This window comes from Streptomyces sp. WAC04114 (genome assembly GCF_019733245.1).
Classification (GTDB): Bacteria; Actinomycetota; Actinomycetes; order Streptomycetales; family Streptomycetaceae; genus Streptomyces; species Streptomyces massasporeus_A.
The window spans coordinates 1-19247 of the sequence record NZ_JAIGQA010000157.1; the positions used below are offsets into that span (position 1 = coordinate 1).

A 19247-nucleotide genomic window follows, 5' to 3' on the forward strand; every position below is an offset into this window, starting at 1 on the left:
GGGCCGCTTCCTGGCAGGCGTACAGGACTCCCTTGAAATTGACGTTCAGCACTCGGTCCAGGTCCTCGTCCCGGGTCTCCAGCACGGGGCTGCTGTGCATGATCCCGGCGACCGCGGCCTCCAGCGCTCCCGCCCCGGGTACGGTCACCAGCCGCAGCACGGCCCAGCACCACAGCGCTCCCATCCCGAGCGCGGCCCCACGCACCCCCCAGCGCGCTATCCCCGCCATGACGGCCACCTCCAGCCGACGCCCACGCAGCGCAGCCGTACGGGCCGAGCGGTGGAGAAACTTCCGCCGCCCGGCCCGTCACCCGCTCCGGGGTCCTGGGCCGGGGCAGGGCCCGCGCCCTCTTCCGTCACCCGTTCTCGGCCTGGAACATCCAGTGGTGCTTCTCCAGGTCCGCCGTGATCCCGATGAAGATGTCCTGGCTCACCGGATCCGGCTCACCGGTCGACTCGATCCGCTCCCGCATCCGTGCGATCACCGCACCGAGGGCTTCGACGAGCGTGCCCACGGCGGTGGTGTCGTCGACCCACCCTTCGGGGGTCACTCCGATCCCACTGCCGACGGCCACGGTGGCGGCCCGCCCGTCAGGGGAGATCCCGAGAGCCGCGGCGCGCTCGGCCACGGTGTCGGAGTAGTTCCGCGCGGTGTCGACGACCTCGTCGAGCTGGAGATGCACGGAACGGAAGCGTGGCCCCACCACGTTCCAGTGGATCTGCTTCGCCACGAGGGCGAGATCCACCAGATCGACCAGGGCACCTTGCAGCGCCTCGGACACGGTCTTCAGGTTCGCGTCCGACAACGGGCTCTTCACGACGTACATCCGCACCTCCGAGGACTGCCCCCGCCATCCCCTCAACGATGACCGCCGCACGGCACACCGGCAAACGCACAGAAATCGGACGCCGCCTGAGGGAGCGGTGAGACAGGACGGCACCGGCCGGCCTCCGGACACGCGAAAACCCCGGGCGGCACCCCTCCGGATCTCCCGGAGAGGCCCGGCCGGGGCCTCTGTCATGCCGTGTGAGCGCAGAGCCTCACGCGGCGACGACGTCCACTGCTTCGGCAGGCGCCTTGATGGTCACCCGTTCCGGTGGCACACCGGTCACCGAGACGGAGCCCAGCATCGGGCGGACCGCCGTGGGTACAGGCTCGCTGGGGGTGGCCGCAGCAGACTGGGCCAGCTCGGCGAGGGCGAGCTCGTCGCTCACTTCCCGCATGAGCTCGGACATCCGTACGTCCAGCGCGTCGCAGATGGCGGAGAGCAGCTCGGAGGAAGCCTCCTTCTGCCCCCGCTCCACCTCGGAGAGATAGCCGAGTGAGACTCGGGCGGACGAGGAGACTTCGCGCAGAGTACGGCCCTGGCGCTGGCGCTGCCGACGCAGCACGTCACCCAGCAGGCGACGGAGCAGAATCATCGGTGGCTCCCTCCTCGGACCGCGTAGCCGCATCCATTACGCCCCACCGTACCGCCTTGCGCCGCGGCCGTGCGGGGAGCGATGTCGTGTTCACTCAGGGCTGCAAACATCAAAACCCCCCGTTCCGTTCCGTATCCTGTGCCCGCTCATTCCCAGTCTGTTCGCCCGCAAGCTCCTTCAGGAGCAGTGCGAGTACGCTCCGTACACTCTCTCTACGAATTTCCGCGCGGTCGCCGTTCAACCGCAGAGCCTCCACTTTTCCGCCGCCGGCAGAACCGGAATCCGCTCCGGCGGGCCCGTCCACGGCGACGAAGACCGTGCCGACAGCCTGCCCGTCCTGCGGATCGGGGCCGGCGACACCGGTGGTCGCGATGCCCCAGTCGGTGCCGAGCGCCTTGCGCACGCCCACGGCCATCTCGGCCGCGACCTGCGGATCCACCGCTCCGTGCGCCGCCAGCAGAGTGGCGTCGACACCGAGCACGTCGCGCTTCAGGTCGGTGGCGTAGGCGGTCACGGAGCCCCGGAAGACCTTGGACGCCCCGGGGACGGATGTGATCTCCGCCGCAACGAGGCCACCGGTCAGCGACTCCGCGACGGCGAGCGTCTCGCCCTTCACCGTGAGTAGTCGCACCACGTCGGTGGCCCTGGAACTCACGCTTCCTTCTCCTCCAACGCGGCCTTGCGCTCGGCGATTCCCTGCCTGCGCAGCACAATGGCCTGTTTCACATAGTCGAGCCCGGTCACCACGGTCAGCACGACCGCCGCGGCCATGACCCACCACCTCAGAGTGGCCAGCCATCCCGTCAGCGCCAGCACGTACATGCCGACGGCCACGCCCTGGGTGAGGGTCTTCAGCTTGCCCCCACGGCTGGCGGGGATGACGCCGTACCGAATGACCCAGAAACGCAGCAGAGTGACGCCGAGTTCCCGGCCGAGGATGACGCCGGTCACCCACCAGGGCAGATCACCGAGGGCGGACAGACAGACGAGCGCCGCCCCCATGATCGCCTTGTCGGCGATGGGGTCGGCGATCTTCCCGAAGTCGGTGACCAGGTTGTACGTGCGGGCCAGATGACCGTCGAAGAGGTCGGTGATCATGGCGATGGCGAAGGCCGCCCAGGCCAGGGACCGCCAGGCCGGGTCGTAGCCGCCGTCGGCGAGCATCAGTGCGACGAAAGCCGGTACGAGGACCAGCCGGAGCATGGTCAGGAGGTTGGCGATGTTCCAGACACTGGCCTGGTTGACGGCGGCGGCAGCGATCTTCGCACCCCGCGGGGTCTTCCCGTCGTCCTGTACGTCCGGTCCGGCGACCTCACCGGCTACAGCCTCACCGGCTACGGCGTCGCCAGGGACGGCCTCATCGGCGGCAGTCGCGCCGTGCCGCCCCCCGGGCGACGCGCCGGGTCCCGCTCCGGGCGCTCCGCCGTCGGCCGACCGGGCGGCCGCCGTTCCCGCAACCTTGCCTGGAGCCGCGGTGGACGCGGCAGCGGCCGCACCCGCCGCCGCCCTCCTCGCGCCGGAGGAGCCTCCCGCCGCGGATGCCGGGACACCGGTCATCTGCCCGCCTCCTCACTCCACGCAGGCGACGCGAGCGAGCCCTGCAGCGGCTCGGCCACGAGGTCGACACCTTCCGTGCCGACCACCTTCGCCTCGACCATACGGCCGACCCGCAGGCCCGCGCCGCTCGTGAGCAGCACCTGGCCGTCCGTCTCGGGCGCCTGGTGCTCCGCACGGCCGTACACGCCCTCCTCGTCGGCGGACTCGACGAGGACCCGCACGCTCTGGCCGACGCGCTCCTCGGCCCGCTGCGAGACGAGTTCCTCGGCCAGTCGCGAGATGTGGGCCAGCCGCTCGGCGACGACGTCCTCATCGAGCTTGTCGTCGTAGGTCGCCGCCTCGGTGCCCTCCTCGTCGGAGTAGCCGAAGACGCCGATGGCGTCCAGCCGCGCGCCGTTCAGGAACCGCTCCAGCTCGGCGAGGTCGGCCTCGCTCTCGCCGGGGAAGCCGACGATGAAGTTGGAGCGCACACCGGCCTCGGGCGCCTTGCCGCGGATGGTGTCGAGCAGCTCCAGGAACCGGTCGGTGTCGCCGAAGCGGCGCATCGCGCGCAGCACGCCGGGCGCGGAGTGCTGGAAGGACAGGTCGAAGTAGGGCGCGATCTTCGGGGTCGAGGTGAGCACGTCGATGAGGCCGGGCCGCATCTCGGCCGGCTGGAGGTAGCTGACGCGCACCCGCTCGATGCCGTCGACCTCGGCGAGCTCGGGCAGCAGCGACTCCAGCAGGCGGATGTCGCCGAGATCCTTGCCGTAGGAGGTGTTGTTCTCGGAGACCAGCATGATCTCCTTCACGCCCTGCTCGGCCAGCCAGCGCGTCTCGTTCAGCACGTCGCTCGGGCGGCGGGAGATGAAGGAGCCGCGGAAGGAGGGGATGGCGCAGAAGGAGCAGCGGCGGTCACAGCCGGAGGCGAGCTTCACGGAGGCGACCGGGGAGCCGTCGAGGCGGCGGCGCAGGGGTGCGCGCGGGCCGGAGGCCGGAGCGAGGCCCTCCGGGAGGTCCGCCGGCGCGACGGCGGGCTCGACCGGGCCGTGCCCGGGCAGGGCGACGTCGGCCGCCGACCCCTGGCGCTCCGCCGGGCTGATCGGCAGCAGCTTGCGCCGGTCGCGCGGGGTGTGCGAGGCGTGGATGCCGCCGTTGAGGATGGTCTGGAGGCGGTCCGAGATGTCCGAGTAGTCGTCGAAGCCGAGCACGCCGTCGGCCTCGGGGAGGGCTTCGGCAAGTTCCTTGCCGTACCGCTCGGCCATGCAGCCCACCGCCACGACGGCCTGGGTTCTGCCGTGCCCCTTGAGGTCGTTGGCCTCCAGGAGGGCGTCGACGGAGTCCTTCTTGGCGGCTTCGACGAAGCCGCAGGTGTTCACGACGGCGACGTCCGCGTTCTCAGCGTCCTCCACGAGCTGCCAGCCGTCCGCCTCCAAACGGCCTGCGAGCTCCTCCGAGTCCACCTCGTTACGGGCGCAGCCAAGGGTGACGAGTGCGACGGTACGGCGTTCAGGCATGGGCTCAAGACTACTTCGTCCCGCTGACACCCCACGTCGACGGGGTTGGCCGTTTCCCGGCCAACCCCGTATCAACTGGACCTTTCGGGCCGATCACCCGGCTTCGGGATCGCCCTTCGTGTACGTCAGGCGCTCCACGGACCCGGGCTGGAAGTTCTCCTCGATCTTCTTGCCGTTGACGAAGAGGTCGATCGCCCCGGCGTCACCGAGGACGAGCTGGACCTTCGAGCTGTCCTGGAAGGTCTTGGTGTCGCCCTGCTTGAGAACGCCGTCGAAGATCATCCGGCCGTTGTGGTCCTTGGCGGCGATCCAGCTACGGCCGTCGGCGGCGGCCACCCGGACCGTCACCTTGTCCTGCGGCGCGGCCGCGATGGCGCTGTCGGACGGCTCGGGCTTGGGGTCGGCGGGCTTCTTGGACTTGGTGGTCGGGGAGGCGGAGTCGCTGGGCGTGGAGCCCTCGGCCACGTTCGCCTCGTTGCCGCCGTCGTCGCCCTGGAACATCGTGAAGCCGACGAAACCGATCACGACGACGATCGCGGCGACCATGGCAGCGGTCCAGTTGGGGCCGCGCCGCTCCGGACGGATGCGTTCCGCCTCGAAGAGGGGAGCCGCCGGAGTGGGCGCCGGACGGCCGCCGTGCTCGTCGCCGTACTGGGCGAGCAGCGGCTCGGGATCGAGGTGGACGGCCTTGGCCAGGGTCCGGATGTGGCCACGGGCATAGACGTCACCGCCGCAGGCGGAGAAGTCGTCCGCCTCGATGGCGTGCACGATGTTCATGCGGACCCGGGTGGCGCTACTGACGTCGTCGACGGTCAGCCCGGCGGCGATACGAGCCTGCTGCAGGGCACGGCCGATGGAGGGGCGGGCTTCCTCGCGGTCTGCTTCGACGTGCTCGTTTTCGAACGGACGCTCGTCTTCAGGGGAGTTGCCGATGGACACGGGGGCGCCTTTCGAGCGTGTAGCCGCCTGTGCTGGAAGTTCAGTCTAGGGGGGTACCAAAAGGGTGGGGCAACCGGGCGGTGGCACTTTGTACGCCATCGGAATGGCCCGACATTCCGATGGTGGGGTCGCTGCGTTTCGCTTCCCTCAACTTGACGTACGCCGAAGGGAAACGGTTGCTCGATGATCCCTTACGGATGAGTCACGATCCGGACACCCGATTGCCGTAACGCGCCGCGAGACGATCACCGTGTCCCGCTTCCCTACCCTTCTGACTCCCCCCGGATCAGGGCGAGCACGCCATCCAGCTCATCAGGCTTCACAAGAACGTCACGAGCCTTCGAACCCTCGCTCGGTCCGACGATGTTCCGGGACTCCATCAGGTCCATCAGCCGGCCGGCCTTGGCGAAGCCGACGCGCAGCTTGCGCTGAAGCATGGACGTCGACCCGAACTGCGTGGAGACGACCAGCTCGGCCGCCTGGCACAGCAGGTCGAGGTCGTCGCCGATGTCCTCGTCGATCTCCTTCTTCTGCTTGGTGCCCACGACGACGTCGTCCCGGAAGACCGGCGTCATCTGGTCCTTGCAATGCCGCACGACGCCCGCGATCTCCTCCTCGGTGACGAAGGCGCCCTGCATACGGGTGGGCTTGTTGGCCCCCATGGGCAGGAACAGCCCGTCGCCCTTGCCGATGAGCTTCTCGGCGCCGGGCTGGTCGAGGATGACCCGCGAGTCGGCCAGCGAGGACGTGGCGAACGCCAGCCGCGAGGGGACGTTCGCCTTGATCAGGCCGGTGACGACGTCCACCGACGGCCGCTGCGTGGCGAGCACCAGGTGGATGCCGGCCGCGCGCGCGAGCTGCGTGATGCGCACGATCGCGTCCTCGACGTCCCGCGGCGCGACCATCATCAGGTCGGCGAGCTCGTCCACGATGACCAGCAGGTAGGGGTACGGCTGGAGCTCGCGCTCGCTGCCCTCGGGCGGCTTGACCTTGCCCTCGCGCACGGCCCGGTTGAAGTCGTCGATGTGCCGGTAACCGTAGGCCGCCAGGTCGTCGTAGCGCAGGTCCATCTCGCGGACGACCCACTGGAGCGCCTCGGCGGCCCGCTTGGGGTTGGTGATGATCGGTGTGATCAGGTGCGGGATGCCCTCGTACGCGGTCAGTTCGACCCGCTTGGGGTCGACCAGGATCATCCGGACGTCCTCGGGGGTCGCCCGCATCATGACCGAGGTGATCAGGCAGTTGATGCAGGACGACTTGCCGGAACCGGTGGCGCCGGCGACCAGCATGTGCGGCATCTTCGCCAGCGAGTGCATGACGTAGCCGCCCTCGACGTCCTTGCCGAAGGCGACCAGCATCGGGTCGTCGTCCTCGGCGGACTCCGCGAGGCGCAGGACGTCGCCGAGGTTGACCATCTCCCGGTCGGTGTTGGGGATCTCGATGCCGACCGCGGACTTGCCGGGGATCGGGCTGATGATCCGCACGTCCGGGCTGGCGACGGCGTAGGCGATGTTCTTGGTCAGCGCGGTGATCCGCTCGACCTTCACGGCGGGGCCGAGCTCGACCTCGTAGCGCGTGACCGTCGGCCCGCGGGTGAAGCCAGTGACGCTGGCGTCCACCTTGAACTCGGTGAAGACCGTGGTCAGCGACTCGACGATGAGGTCGTTGGCGGCGCTGCGGGACTTGCCCGGGCCGCCGCGCTCCAGCAGGTCGAGCGACGGCAGGGAGTACGTGATGTCGCCGGACAGCTGGAGCTGCTCCGCACGCGGAGGCAGGTCGCGGGGCTCGGCGGGCGGGGACTTGGTGAGGTCGCGGACCCCGGGCTTCGGTTTGGACTGTTCGGGCGCGTCCTGCTCGGGCTTGACCTGCTTGAGCTTGTCCTGCTGGGGCCGGGCGGACGGGACGGGCGTCGGTGTGGTCGCCTCCTGGTCCCCCACCCGTACGCCCTGAGTGAGGTCGGCGACGACCGGGGAGGGCGGCATGCCGTGCAGCACGGCACCGTCGAGGGCCGCGGCCGCCGCCGCCGCGACATCCACGGCGTCCCTGCGCCGGTCCATGTCGGGCTGCGGCACCGCCGAGCGGCGAGGGCGGCCGCGCCGCCGGGTGAGGGCCTCCTCCTCGGCACTGTCGGGGTCGTACGCCTCGGGCGCCGGCGCACGCCTGCCGCGCGGGCGCGCGGGCAGCGCCTCGCGCCACTGCTCCTCGTAGCGCTCGTCGTCCTCGGCGAAACCGAACTCGTCCTCGGCCGGGTCGCGCAGGATCCCGAGCCGCACGCCGAGCAGCCGCAGCCGCTGCGGGATGGCGTTGACCGGCGTGGCCGTGACGACGAGCAGCCCGAAGACCGTCAGCAGCACCAGCAGCGGCACGGCGAGCACGTCGCCCATGGCGTACGACAGCGGGGTCGCCATGCCCCAGCCGATGAGGCCGCCGGCGTCCCTTATGGCCTGCATACCGTCACCGCGCGCGGGTGAGCCGCACGCGATGTGGACCTGGCCGAGCACACCGATGACGAGCGCGGACAGACCGATGACGATGCGTCCGTTGGCCTCGGGCTTCTCCGGGTGGCGGATGAACCGCACGGCGATGACGGCAAGCAGTATCGGCACGAGCAGGTCGAGCCGGCCGAAGGCGCCGGTCACCAGGATCTCGACCAGGTCGCCCACGGGACCCTTGAGGTCGGCCCAGGTGCCCGCGGCGACGATCAGGCCGATGCCGAGCAGCAGCAGGGCGACACCGTCCTTGCGGTGGGCCGGGTCGAGGTTCTTGGCGCCCTGCCCTATGCCGCGGAAGACGGCGCCGACCGCGTGCGCCACGCCGAGCCACACAGCGCGCACCAGCCGGTAGATGCCACCGGTGGGGCTGGGTGCCGGTCTGGGCGCGACCTTCTTGGCCGCGGCCTTCCTGGCGGGCGCCTTCTTCGCGGGAGCCTTCTTGGCGGCGGCCTTCTTCGCCGGAGCCTTCGCGGCCGCCTTCTTCGGGGGCGGCGGCTTCTTGGCTGCGGAGGGACGTGAGGCCATGGGTGTGAGGTTACCGGGGGAGACGCCAGGGGACACGCGTGTCCACGGCTTCACCCGTTCGTGTCGCTACGGGAGAGGCACGAAACTGACGCGCGCTCACGGACGGGCAATCCCGCCTGGGTGGGGGTCAGTTCTGCGAGGACACGGAGGACGTGCTCCCGGTACCCGGCTCCAGCGCGTCCAGCGCCCGCCGCAACCCCGTGAGCTTGCGCTCCAGATGAGCCGCCGTGGCCACCGCTGCGGCGTCCGTCGACTCGTCGTTGAGCTGCTTGGTCAGTGCCTCGGCCTGCTCCTCGACGGCCGCGAGCCGCGCGGAGAGCTCCGCGAGCAGGCCGGCCGACTCCTTGGCCTCGCCGCCCGTGTCCTTGCCGTTGCCCTCCAACTGGAGCCGCAGCAGCGACGCCTGTTCCCGGAGCTGGCAGTTCTTCATGTACAGCTCGACGAAGACGGAGACCTTCGCGCGCAGCACCCACGGGTCGAACGGCTTGGAGATGTAGTCCACCGCGCCCGCCGCGTAACCCCGGAAGGTGTGGTGGGGGCCGTGGTTGATCGCCGTGAGGAAGATGATCGGGATGTCCCGGGTCCGCTCGCGGCGCTTGATGTGCGCGGCCGTCTCGAAGCCGTCCATGCCCGGCATCTGGACGTCCAGCAGGATGACCGCGAAGTCGTCCGTGAGCAGCGCTTTGAGCGCTTCCTCCCCGGACGATGCCCGCACCAGCGTCTGATCGAGCGCAGAGAGGATCGCCTCCAGCGCCAGCAGATTCTCCGGCCGGTCATCGACCAGGAGGATCTTGGCCTTCTGCACCATGGCCCGCCCTCCTCGCCCCGGCGTGGGGCCTCCCCTGTCCGCAGGACCTGTGGAAGCACCGGTGGGTGCCGCCCCAGGGGACGACTCCCTTGCGTCGCCCGTCCTTGTGCCGGTCATCGTAGCCGCACCCCGCCCGTCGCCACACCCTGTCACCGTGATGTCACTGTGCACGTAGCAGAAACGCAGCAGGAGACCAGAAGGTTCCCCAGATCTTGTACTTCTACACGGCTAGGCGCACACCGAGTCGGCGACTCCGCGTGAACACCGAACCTTCCCGTCATGGTCGCGCAACTGGCCAACGTTCCCCTCATTCCCCTCGCATCCACTGATCCATCACCGCCAGCAGGTGATCGGGGTCGACCGGCTTGGTCACGTAGTCGGAAGCGCCCGATTCGATCGCCTTCTCGCGGTCGCCCTTCATCGCCTTCGCGGTCAACGCGATGATCGGCAGCCCGGCGAACTGCGGCATCCTGCGGATCGCCGTGGTCGTCGCGTACCCGTCCATCTCGGGCATCATGATGTCCATCAGCACGACCGCCACGTCGTCGTGCTGCTCCAGGACCTCGATCCCCTCACGGCCGTTCTCGGCGTACAGCACGGACAGGCCGTGCTGCTCCAGGACGCTGGTCAGGGCGAAGACGTTGCGGATGTCGTCGTCCACGATCAGGACCTTCTGGCCGCCGAACCGGATGCCGCGGGTCGGCCGCGGCGCCGGCTGCTGCTCGGCCGGGGTCCACTGCTCAAGCTGCGCGGGGCGCGGCGGCAGCTCGGGCATCCTGCGGCGCCGCCGGAACAGGGCGGCGGGCCCGTTCTGCGTCTCGCGGTACGACGTCACCTCGGCCGGCGTCTCGACCTGCGCGTCCGACGCCGCGGACGGGTCGGACGTCGACGCGACCAGGTCACCGGCCTCCAGGCTGGGCAGCTGCTGCTGGTAGCCCTGCGGCGGCAGTTCGCTCGGGTGCAGCGGCAGGTACAGCGTGAACGTCGAGCCACGGCTGGGCTCGCTCTGCGCGAAGATCTCACCGCCGAGGAGCTGTGCGATCTCCCGCGAGATGGACAGCCCGAGGCCCGTACCGCCGTACTTGCGGCTGGTCGTGCCGTCGGCCTGCTTGAACGCCTCGAAGATCACCCGCATCTTGCTGGCCGCGATGCCGATCCCCGTGTCGGTCACGGAGAACGCGATCAGCTCGGCGTCCGGGTCGGTCAGCGACCCGGTCTCCAGCAGCTGCTCCCGGATCTTCTGCGGCACGTCGTCCCGGGCCGGCCTGATGACCAGCTCCACCGACCCCGAGTCGGTGAACTTCACCGCGTTCGACAGCAGGTTGCGCAGCACCTGCAGCAGCCGCTGCTCGTCGGTGTGCAGCGTCGCGGGCAGCTCCGGCGAGACCCGCACCGACAGGTCCAGGCCCTTCTCCGCGGTCAGCGGCCGGAAGGTGGCCTCCACGTAGTCCACGAGCTGGACGAGCGCGATCCGCGTCGGGGAGACGTCCATCTTGCCGGCCTCGACCTTCGACAGGTCGAGGATGTCGTTGATGAGCTGGAGCAGGTCCGACCCGGCCCCGTGGATCGTCTCGGCGAACTCGACCTGCTTCGGGGAGAGGTTCCCCTCGGCGTTGTCGGCGAGCAGCTTGGCCAGGATCAGCAGCGAGTTGAGCGGCGTACGCAGCTCGTGCGACATGTTCGCGAGGAACTCGCTCTTGTAGCGCATCGACACCGCGAGCTGCTCGGCGCGCTCCTCCAGGACCTGCCGCGCCTCCTCGATCTCGGTGTTCTTCACCTCGATGTCGCGGTTCTGCTGGGCCAGCAGCTCGGCCTTCTCCTCCAGTTCTGCGTTGGACGCCTGGAGGGCCTTCTGCCGCTGCTCCAACTCGGCCGAGCGCTCCCGCAGTTGCTCGGTCAGCTCCTGCGACTGCGCCAGCAGCAGCTCCGTCTTGGTGTTGACGGAGATCGTGTTGACGCTCGTCGCGATCATCTCGGCGATCTGGTTGAGGAAGTCCTTCTGGATCTGCGTGAACGGCGTGAAGGACGCCAGCTCGATGACGCCGAGCACACTGCCCTCGAACAGCACCGGCAGCACGATCACCTGCGCCGGCGGCGCCTCACCAAGCCCCGAGGAGATCCTCAGATAGCCGCTCGGCGCGTTCTCCACCAGGATCGTGCGCTTCTCCTCGGCGGCCGTCCCGACCAGCGCCTCGCCCGGCTGGAACGAGGTCGGCATGGAGCCCATCGAGTAGCCGTAACTGCCGAGCATCCGCAGCTCGTACTGGTCCTCGTCGGTGGCGCTCATGTCCTCGCCGTCGACGAGCGGCATCGCCACGAAGAAGGCCCCGTGCTGCGCGGAGACCACCGGTGTCAGCTCGCTCATGATCAGCGAGGCCACGTCCTCCAGGTCCCGGCGGCCCTGCATCAGGGCCGAGATCCGGGCCAGGTTGCCCTTGAGCCAGTCCTGCTCCTTGTTGGCGATGGTGGTGTCGCGCAGGTTGGCGATCATCTTGTTGATGTAGTCCTGGAGTTCCTGGATCTCCCCGGACGCGTCCACGTCGATCTTGAGGTTCAGATCGCCGCGGGTCACCGCGGTCGCCACGCGAGCGATGGCACGCACCTGCCGGGTCAGGTTCCCGGCCATCTCGTTCACCGACTCCGTCAGGTCCCGCCAGGTGCCGTCCACGTCACGCACGCGTGCCTGGCCGCCGAGCTGCCCCTCCGTGCCCACCTCACGGGCGACCCGGGTGACCTCCTCCGCGAAGGACGACAGCTGGTCGACCATCGTGTTGATGGTCGTCTTCAGCTCCAGGATCTCGCCGCGCGCGTCGATGTCGATCTTCTTCGTCAGGTCACCCTTGGCGATGGCCGTGGTCACCATGGCGATGTTGCGCACCTGACCGGTCAGGTTGGACGCCATCTGGTTCACGGACTCGGTGAGGTCCTTCCACGTGCCGGCCACACCGGGCACGTGCGCCTGACCACCCAGAATGCCGTCCGTGCCCACCTCACGGGCCACCTTCGTGACCTGCTCGGCGAACGAACTCAGCGTCTTCACCATCGTGTTGATGGTGTCGGCGAGCTGCGCGACCTCACCGCGCGCCTCGATGGTGACCTGCCGCGTCAGGTCACCGTTGGCGACCGCCGCCGAGACCTGGGAGATGTTCCGCACCTGAGTGGTGAGGTTCTTCGCCATCAGGTTGACGTTGTCGCTCAGGTCCTTCCAGATGCCCGTGACACCCGGCACGTGCGCCTGGCCGCCCAGGATGCCCTCGGTGCCCACCTCACGGGCCACCCGGGTCACCTGCTCGGCGAAGGAGGACAGCTGGTCCACCATCGTGTTGACGGTCGTGACCAGCTCGAGGATCTCGCCCTTGGCGTCGACGGTGATCTTCTTCGACAGATCGCCCCGGGCCACCGCGGTCGTGACCTCGGCGATGTTGCGCACCTGGATGGTCAGGTTGTTCGCCATGCCGTTCACCGACTGGGTGAGGTCCTTCCAGGTGCCGGAGACACCCTGCACCTCGGCCTGACCGCCCAGGATGCCTTCCGTACCCACCTCTCGGGCCACACGCGTGACCTCTTCGGCGAACGACGACAGCTGATCCACCATCGTGTTCAGGGTGTTCTTCAGCTCCAGGATCTCCCCGCGTGCGTCCACGGTGATCTTCTGGGACAGGTCACCCCGGGCCACGGCCGTGGCCACCTGGGCGATGTTGCGCACCTGGCCGGTCAGGTTGGAGGCCATGCCGTTCACGGAGTCCGTCAGGTCACGCCACACGCCGGCCACACCCGGCACCTGCGCCTGACCGCCCAGCCGGCCGTCCGTGCCCACCTCGCGCGCGACCCGCGTCACCTGGTCGGCGAACGCCGAGAGCTGGTCGACCATCGTGTTGATGGTGTTCTTCAGCTCCAGGATCTCGCCGCGCGCGTCGACGTCGATCTTCTGGGACAGGTCACCCCGGGCCACGGCCGTCGTCACCTGCGCGATGTTGCGCACCTGGGAAGTGAGGTTCCCGGCCATCGAGTTGACGGAGTCGGTGAGCTCCTTCCACGTGCCCGAGACACCGTCCACGCGGGCCTGCCCGCCCAGACGGCCCTCCGTGCCCACGTCCCGGGCCATCCGCGTCACCTGGTCGGCGAAGCTCGACAGCTGGTCCACCATCGTGTTCACGGTGTTCTTCAGCTTGAGCATCTCACCGGAGACGTCGACGGTGACCTTCTGCGAGAGGTCGCCGTTGGCCACCGCAGTCGTCACCTGGGCGATGTTCCTCACCTGACCGGTGAGATTCCGGAACGCCGTGTTGACGGAGTCCGTCAGGTCCTTCCACGTGCCCGCCGCGCCGGGCACCTGCGCCTGGCCGCCCAGCTCACCCTCGACACCGATCTCCCGCGCCACACGCGTCACTTCGGCACCGAAGGAGGACAGCTGATCCACCATCGTGTTGACGGTGTTCTTCAGCTCCAGCATCTCGCCGGCCACGTCCACCGTGACCTTCTGCGACAGGTCGCCGTTGGCCACCGCCGTCGTCACCGCGGCGATGTCCCGCACCTGAGTGGTCAGATTCCGGAAGACCGTGTTCACCGAATCGGTGAGGTCCTTCCACGTCCCCGCCGCGCCCGGCACGTTCGCCTGACCGCCGAGCTGCCCCTCGGCCCCGACCTCGTTGGCCACGCGCGTGACCTCGTCCGCGAAGATCCGCAGCGTCTCGGTCATCTGGTTGATCGTGTCGGCGAGCTGGGCAACCTCTCCGCGCGCAGGCACGGTCACCTTGCGCGACAGGTCACCGTTGGCCACCGCGGTCGTCACCTCCGCGATCCCGCGCACCTGGGCCGTGAGGTTCCCGGCCATGGTGTTCACCGAATCGGTGAGTTCCTTCCACACACCGGCGACGCCCGGCACCTGCGCCTGACCGCCGAGCGCGCCCTCGGTGCCCACCTCACGGGCCACACGCGTCACCTCGGAGGAGAACGCGGAGAGCTGGTCGACCATCGTGTTGACGGTGTTCTTCAGCTCCAGCATCTCGCCGGCCACCTGGACCGTGACCTTCCGCGACAGATCACCCTTGGCGACCGCCGTCGTCACCAGCGCGATGTCCCTCACCTGGGCGGTCAGCCGGTTCGCCATGGTGTTGACGGAGTCCGTCAGATCCCGCCACGAACCCGACATGCCCCGCACCCGGGCCTGCCCGCCCAGCTTGCCCTCCGTGCCCACCTCACTGGCCACACGCGTGACCTCGTCGGTGAATGTCGACAGCTGGTCGACCAGGTTGTTGACGGTCCGCCCGACCTTGAGGAACTCGCCCCGCAGCGGCTGACTGTTCCCGTCCGCCGCCTGCGTCCGCAGCTCCATACGCGGCGACAGATCACCCTCCGCCACCGCGGACAGCACCCGGCCGACCTCGGAAACCGGCCGCACCAGGTCGTCGACCAGGGCGTTCGAGTTGTCGATCGCCGTCGCCCAGGAGCCCTCACAGGCACCCGTCTCCAGCCGCTCGGTGAGCTTGCCCTCGCGGCCCACCATCCGCCGCACCCGCGACAGCTCACCCGTCAGATGCAGATTGCGGTCGGCCACCTCGTTGAAGACCGCCGCGATCTCGGCCATCACGCCGTCGCCGGACACCGTCAACCGCTTGCGGAAGTTCCCGTCCCGCATCGACACCAGGGCCGCCATCAGCCGGTTCAGGGCCGCCGTGTCCACCTCGGTCGTGCCGCCACGCACCTTGCCCTGGCTGATCGGGGACTGTCCGCCTTTCGCGCGCGCCTTCTTGCCACGCGTCGCTGCGCCAGACTCCACTGTGTCCCTCCCGCAGGGGTCGACCGTCACTGCTGTGCTCCGGTACCACGCTCGGCGTACCAGTTACTACTGCGCATTCTCTGCCCTGCATACCAGGCCGTCTTCCAGGGGGCTGCTGCCCAAGGTCGACATCGGGCACACAGCCTGCCCGGACCTTCACAGGAAGCTTGCCCAGTGTTTCACCCTGCCCGAACCAGGCCATAACAGTTCGGCAGCTTCGCACATCGTCCGCACACCCTCCGGACGGAAACACTGCAGACCGGCATCCGCATGGACCGCGAAGGTAAGTAACCTTGCATCCGGCTGTCCAGCCGCGCCGGTCCGTCCGGCCTGGGCGGTGGCACGAAGACGAGCGGGCATCGGAGGGGCGGCCGCACACATGACCACCGGACTGATCCCGGGGGGACAGCCCCCGGACCCCCGGCCGACGGGCGCCCTGCCGCAACAGCGGCGCGAGCCGGTCGGCCACGCAGCCCAGCACGTCGAGAACCGGTCGAGGAGTTCTGTGATCACCGCGCGCGCGGCCGCCAGTTTCGAGCCCGTCGGCCGATCGGTCGCGAGCGCCCGCTCCTTCGTACGCGATACCCTCCAGGGCTGGGGCTTCGCCGACATCGTCGACGACGCCGTCGTTCTCACCAGCGAACTCGTGACCAACGCCGTCGTCCACGCCGGCACCTCGGCCGACGTGCTGTGCCTGCGCAGCGACGAGGGCGCCCGCATCGAGGTGGCCGACCGCTACCCCGAGCGCGAGATCCCCCTCCAGGGCACCGCCATCAACATGGGCAGCCCCGACCGCGAGGGCGGCCGGGGCCTGCAGCTGTGCGCGGCCCTCGCCGGCCGCTGGGGCGTCGAGTACACCCCCACCCACAAGACCGTCTGGTTCCAACTGGACCTGCCCGCACGCACGGTGGGCACCCGCGCGGCCGGACCGGCCCTCCCCTCCGAGCTCCTCCCCCTCGCCGACGGCCGGGTCCGCGTGGCCGTCGTCCAGATCGACCGCACCGGCCACATCTCCGCCTGGAACGAGGACGCCGAGGAACTCTTCGGCTACCCGGCCGAGCAGGTCACCGGCAAGCCCCTCACCGACCTCGCCGCCTGGCCGCACACCCCCGGCACCAGCACCGGCATCGCCGAGGCCCTCCGCCTCTCCCGCTGGGAGGGCAGCTACGGCATCCGCACCGCCACCGGCCGCGTCACCCCCGTCTACGCCTCCCACCTGCGCGTCCGCGACACCGGCGGCGAGCCGTCAACCGTCTGCCTCCTCGTACGGGACCACGAACGGGCAGTTCTGCAGACGCCCTCGCGCGTCCCCGCCTCCGACACCTCGACCGGCTCCGAGGGCCAGGGCACCGACCCGTTCGAGGTCTTCATCGGCTCCCCCGCCCCGGACGACCTCGACGGCCTCCTGCAGCGCACCGTCGAACGCGCCCGCGACATGCTCGACGGCGACTCGGCGTTCCTCCTGCTGGCCACCGACGACGAGACGGAGCTGGAGGTCCGTGCCTCCACCGGCCTCCCCTCCGCCCGCCAGCGCTTCGCCCGCGTCCCCGTCGAGGCCGGCCCCGGCCGCTACGGCTCGGCCCGCATGCCCGCCGTCCACGACGACCTCACAGCGGTGCCCGGCGCGGTCCCGCTCCTGAACGGCACGGGCATGCGCTCCGTCGTCACGGTGCCCCTGAAGGTCGAGGGCCGCCTCACCGGCTCTCTCGGCGTCGCCGCGGAAGCCCCCGCCAGATACTCCAACGAAGAGGCCCTGCGCCTGCAGTTCGCCGCCGACCGCATCGCCCTCGCCGTCGAATCGGCCCGTCTGGGCGAACTGGAGCGCCTGCGTCGCGGCTCCCTCAGCTTCCTCGTCGAGGCCTCCGACCTGCTGGCAGGCACCCTGGACCGCGACCAGACCCTGGCCCTGATGGCCCAGATGACCGTCCCGACCCTCGCCACCTGGTGCGCCGTCTACACGATCGCCGACCAGGCCTCCGAGCCCTACCTCTCCTACGTCCTGCACGAGGACGAGGAACTCATCGACGGCATCAAGTCCCTGCTGACGAAGGTCCCCGCGCCCGACCCGGTCCCCACCCCCGGCGCCCGCGTCTGGACGGCCCCCGGCGAGGTGGCCCACCAGGCGGCCCTGCGCAGCTCCATGCGCAGCCTCGGCCTCAGCGGCAGCCCGACCCGCCAGGTCACCCCCGGCATCGGCCCCACCCTCGCCACGGCATCCGCCGTGGGCGGCGAGACAGTTGTCCTCCCGCTGGTCGCCCGCAACCGCGTCATCGGCATGCTCACCCTCGGCAAGCCCACCGACGAGCACTTCCGCCAGGAGATCCTGGAACTCGCCGAGGACCTCTCCCGCCGAGCCGCCCTGGCCCTGGACAACGCCCGCCTCTACTCGGAGCGCACCGCGATCAGCCAGTCCCTCCAGCGCAGCCTCCTGCCACCGGAGCTGCCGCCCATCGACGGCGTCGAGGTCGAGGTCATCTACCGCGCGGCCGGCGAGGGCAACGAGGTCGGCGGCGACTTCTACGACGTCTTCCCCATCCGCGACGGCGCTTACGGCTTCGCCATCGGCGACGTCTGCGGCACGGGTCCGAACGCGGCAGCGGTCACCGGCCTGGCCCGCCATGCCCTGCGCCTCCTGGCCCGCGAGGGCCTCAGCGGCCCGACGGTCCTGGAGCGCCTCAACTCCGCGATCCTCGACGAAGGCGCCCGCAGCCGCTTCCTCACCCTCCTCTACGGCGAGATGCGCCCGCAGGAGGACGGCAGCGCGGAACTGAAGGTGGTCTGCGCGGGCCATCCGCTCCCGCTGCGCCTGCGCCAGGATGGCTCGGTCGAACCGGCCGCGGAGCCCCAGCCGCTCCTCGGCGTCATCGAGGACCTGGAGCTCTACGAGCAGACCGTCACCCTCGACCCGGGCGACGTCCTGCTGTGCGTCACGGACGGTGTCACCGAACGCCGTGAGGGCGCCCGCATGCTCGGCGACGACGGCCTCGCCGACGTCCTCACGACCTGCACGGGCCTCACGGCCGGGGCGGTCGCGGCCCGCATCATGCGCGCGGTGGAACGCTTCGCGTCGGACGCCCCTTCGGACGACATGGCGATCCTGGCGATGCGTGTCCCGGGTCTCCACAAGGACTAGGAGAACGGAAAAGGCCCCACCCGTGAGGGTGGGGCCTTTTGTTTGAGCCCCCAAGCGGAATCGAACCGCTGACCTTCTCCTTACCATGGAGACGCTCTACCGACTGAGCTATAGGGGCCTGTTGCTTTGCGAGGTCTCCCCCGCGGCAACGGAATAGATCATACCCCGAACGGACCCGTGCTCCCAACCACGTCAGAAGGCGGGCTGGAGAAGCCCTCCGAGGGCGTTACAGGCGGACACGATCCGCTGCATGTCCCGCTTGGTCAAAGACGCGTCCACGGGCAGCGCGAGCGTCTCGTCGGAAGCCCGCTCGGTCTCCGGCAGCGAAACACACCGCCGGAATTCGGGCAGCCGGTGCACGGGCGTCTTCACCGGCACCCGGCATCCAACTCCCTTGGCACGCACGGCCCGCGCGAAGGCATCGCGATCGGGTCGCCCATTGCCCGGAACCCGCACGACGTACTGCTGGTAGGTGTGTCCGTCGCCGTCGTCCGGCGTCCGCACACCCCTCAGCTTCGTATCGAGATAGGCGGCGCGCTCCCGGCGCTGGGCTATCTCGTCGTACGGCGCCTCGGACTCACCCTGCTCCAGCACCAGCAGTCCGTGCCGCTGACCCACGGCGTGCAGCCGCGCGATGTCGGCGAGCCGGCCGAAGCGGTGTACGACCACGACGGCCGCGGTTCGCGAGGTGACCGACGTTTCCACGGCAGCGGGGTCGAGGCAGTAGGTGGCGGGGTCTATGTCGGCGAACACCGGCACCGCCCCGGCCATGGCCACGGCCTCTGCGACCTCGACGTTCCCGAAGGCCGGCACGACGACCTCGTCACCGAGTCCGACGCCGGCGGCCCTGAGCATTGCAGCAGTACCCATGCTGTGGATGCTCGTTGCGCAACGTGAACTTCAAGTGACGCACAACAAAAAAGGGTTGGACCCGAAACCGAAGTTTCGGGTCCAACCCTTTCAATGATTGTTCGGCGGCGTCCTACTCTCCCACAGGGTCCCCCCTGCAGTACCATCGGCGCTGTAAGGCTTAGCTTCCGGGTTCGGAATGTAACCGGGCGTTTCCCCTACGCTATAACCACCGAAACACTATGAA

At 69.6% G+C, this 19247-nt stretch carries 11 protein-coding genes, 1 tRNA gene, 1 rRNA gene and 1 pseudogene; 1 reads left to right on the forward strand and 13 read right to left on the reverse strand.

The annotated features are described in order from the left end of the window. From K4G64_RS40615 to K4G64_RS30400, 10 genes and pseudogenes are all read right to left on the reverse strand, one after another. Positions 1–229, reverse strand: a pseudogene (locus K4G64_RS40615) (hypothetical protein); the annotation flags it as partial. A gap of 127 nt (positions 230–356) precedes the next feature. Further along, positions 357–827 (reverse strand): Dps family protein, encoded by a 471-nt coding sequence (locus K4G64_RS30360; protein WP_221759147.1) that lies wholly within the window; start codon positions 825–827, stop codon positions 357–359. Between the two features lie 214 nt (positions 828–1041). Beyond that, on the reverse strand, positions 1042–1422 hold the full coding sequence (locus K4G64_RS30365) for a helix-turn-helix domain-containing protein (RefSeq protein WP_030853394.1): 381 nt from the start codon (positions 1420–1422) through the stop codon (positions 1042–1044). 109 nt (positions 1423–1531) lie between these two features. Then, entirely contained in the window at positions 1532–2077 is a 546-nt protein-coding gene (locus K4G64_RS30370; protein ID WP_221759148.1) for a CinA family protein, read from the reverse strand. Next, the gene (gene pgsA, locus K4G64_RS30375; RefSeq protein ID WP_221759149.1) at positions 2074–2979 is read right to left on the reverse strand and encodes a CDP-diacylglycerol--glycerol-3-phosphate 3-phosphatidyltransferase; all 906 of its coding nucleotides are present in this window, start codon (positions 2977–2979) and stop codon (positions 2074–2076) included. The genes K4G64_RS30370 and pgsA overlap by 4 nt, the downstream gene beginning before the upstream one ends. After that, the gene (gene rimO, locus K4G64_RS30380; protein ID WP_221759150.1) at positions 2976–4475 is read right to left on the reverse strand and encodes a 30S ribosomal protein S12 methylthiotransferase RimO; all 1500 of its coding nucleotides are present in this window, start codon (positions 4473–4475) and stop codon (positions 2976–2978) included. The genes pgsA and rimO overlap by 4 nt, the downstream gene beginning before the upstream one ends. Positions 4476–4568: 93 nt before the next feature. Beyond that, positions 4569–5414, reverse strand: coding sequence for a helix-turn-helix domain-containing protein (locus K4G64_RS30385; protein WP_221759151.1), 846 nt, complete (start codon positions 5412–5414; stop codon positions 4569–4571). 263 nt (positions 5415–5677) lie between these two features. After that, positions 5678–8431, reverse strand: coding sequence for a DNA translocase FtsK (locus K4G64_RS30390; protein ID WP_221759152.1), 2754 nt, complete (start codon positions 8429–8431; stop codon positions 5678–5680). Positions 8432–8558: 127 nt separating this feature from the next. Further along, positions 8559–9239 carry a two-component system response regulator gene (locus tag K4G64_RS30395; RefSeq protein WP_221759153.1) on the reverse strand — a complete coding sequence of 227 codons (681 nt, stop codon included), beginning with the start codon at positions 9237–9239 and terminating at the stop codon, positions 8559–8561. Positions 9240–9546: 307 nt separating this feature from the next. Next, entirely contained in the window at positions 9547–15018 is a 5472-nt protein-coding gene (locus K4G64_RS30400; protein WP_221759154.1) for a HAMP domain-containing protein, read from the reverse strand. 379 nt (positions 15019–15397) lie between these two features. On the opposite strand from K4G64_RS30400, the gene K4G64_RS30405 reads away from it, so the two are divergent. Next, complete coding sequence (locus K4G64_RS30405) at positions 15398–18151, forward strand: SpoIIE family protein phosphatase (protein WP_221759155.1); 2754 nt, start codon at positions 15398–15400, stop codon at positions 18149–18151. 45 nt (positions 18152–18196) lie between these two features. Here the strand turns inward: K4G64_RS30405 and K4G64_RS30410 are convergent. The 3 genes from K4G64_RS30410 to rrf form a co-directional block, all read right to left on the reverse strand. Beyond that, positions 18197–18269 (reverse strand) — tRNA-Thr (locus tag K4G64_RS30410). Between the two features lie 74 nt (positions 18270–18343). Next, on the reverse strand, positions 18344–19006 hold the full coding sequence (locus K4G64_RS30415) for a DegT/DnrJ/EryC1/StrS family aminotransferase (RefSeq protein ID WP_221759156.1): 663 nt from the start codon (positions 19004–19006) through the stop codon (positions 18344–18346). 114 nt (positions 19007–19120) lie between these two features. Further along, a 5S ribosomal RNA gene (rrf, locus tag K4G64_RS30420) occupies positions 19121–19237 on the reverse strand. Positions 19238–19247 lie beyond the last annotated feature (10 nt).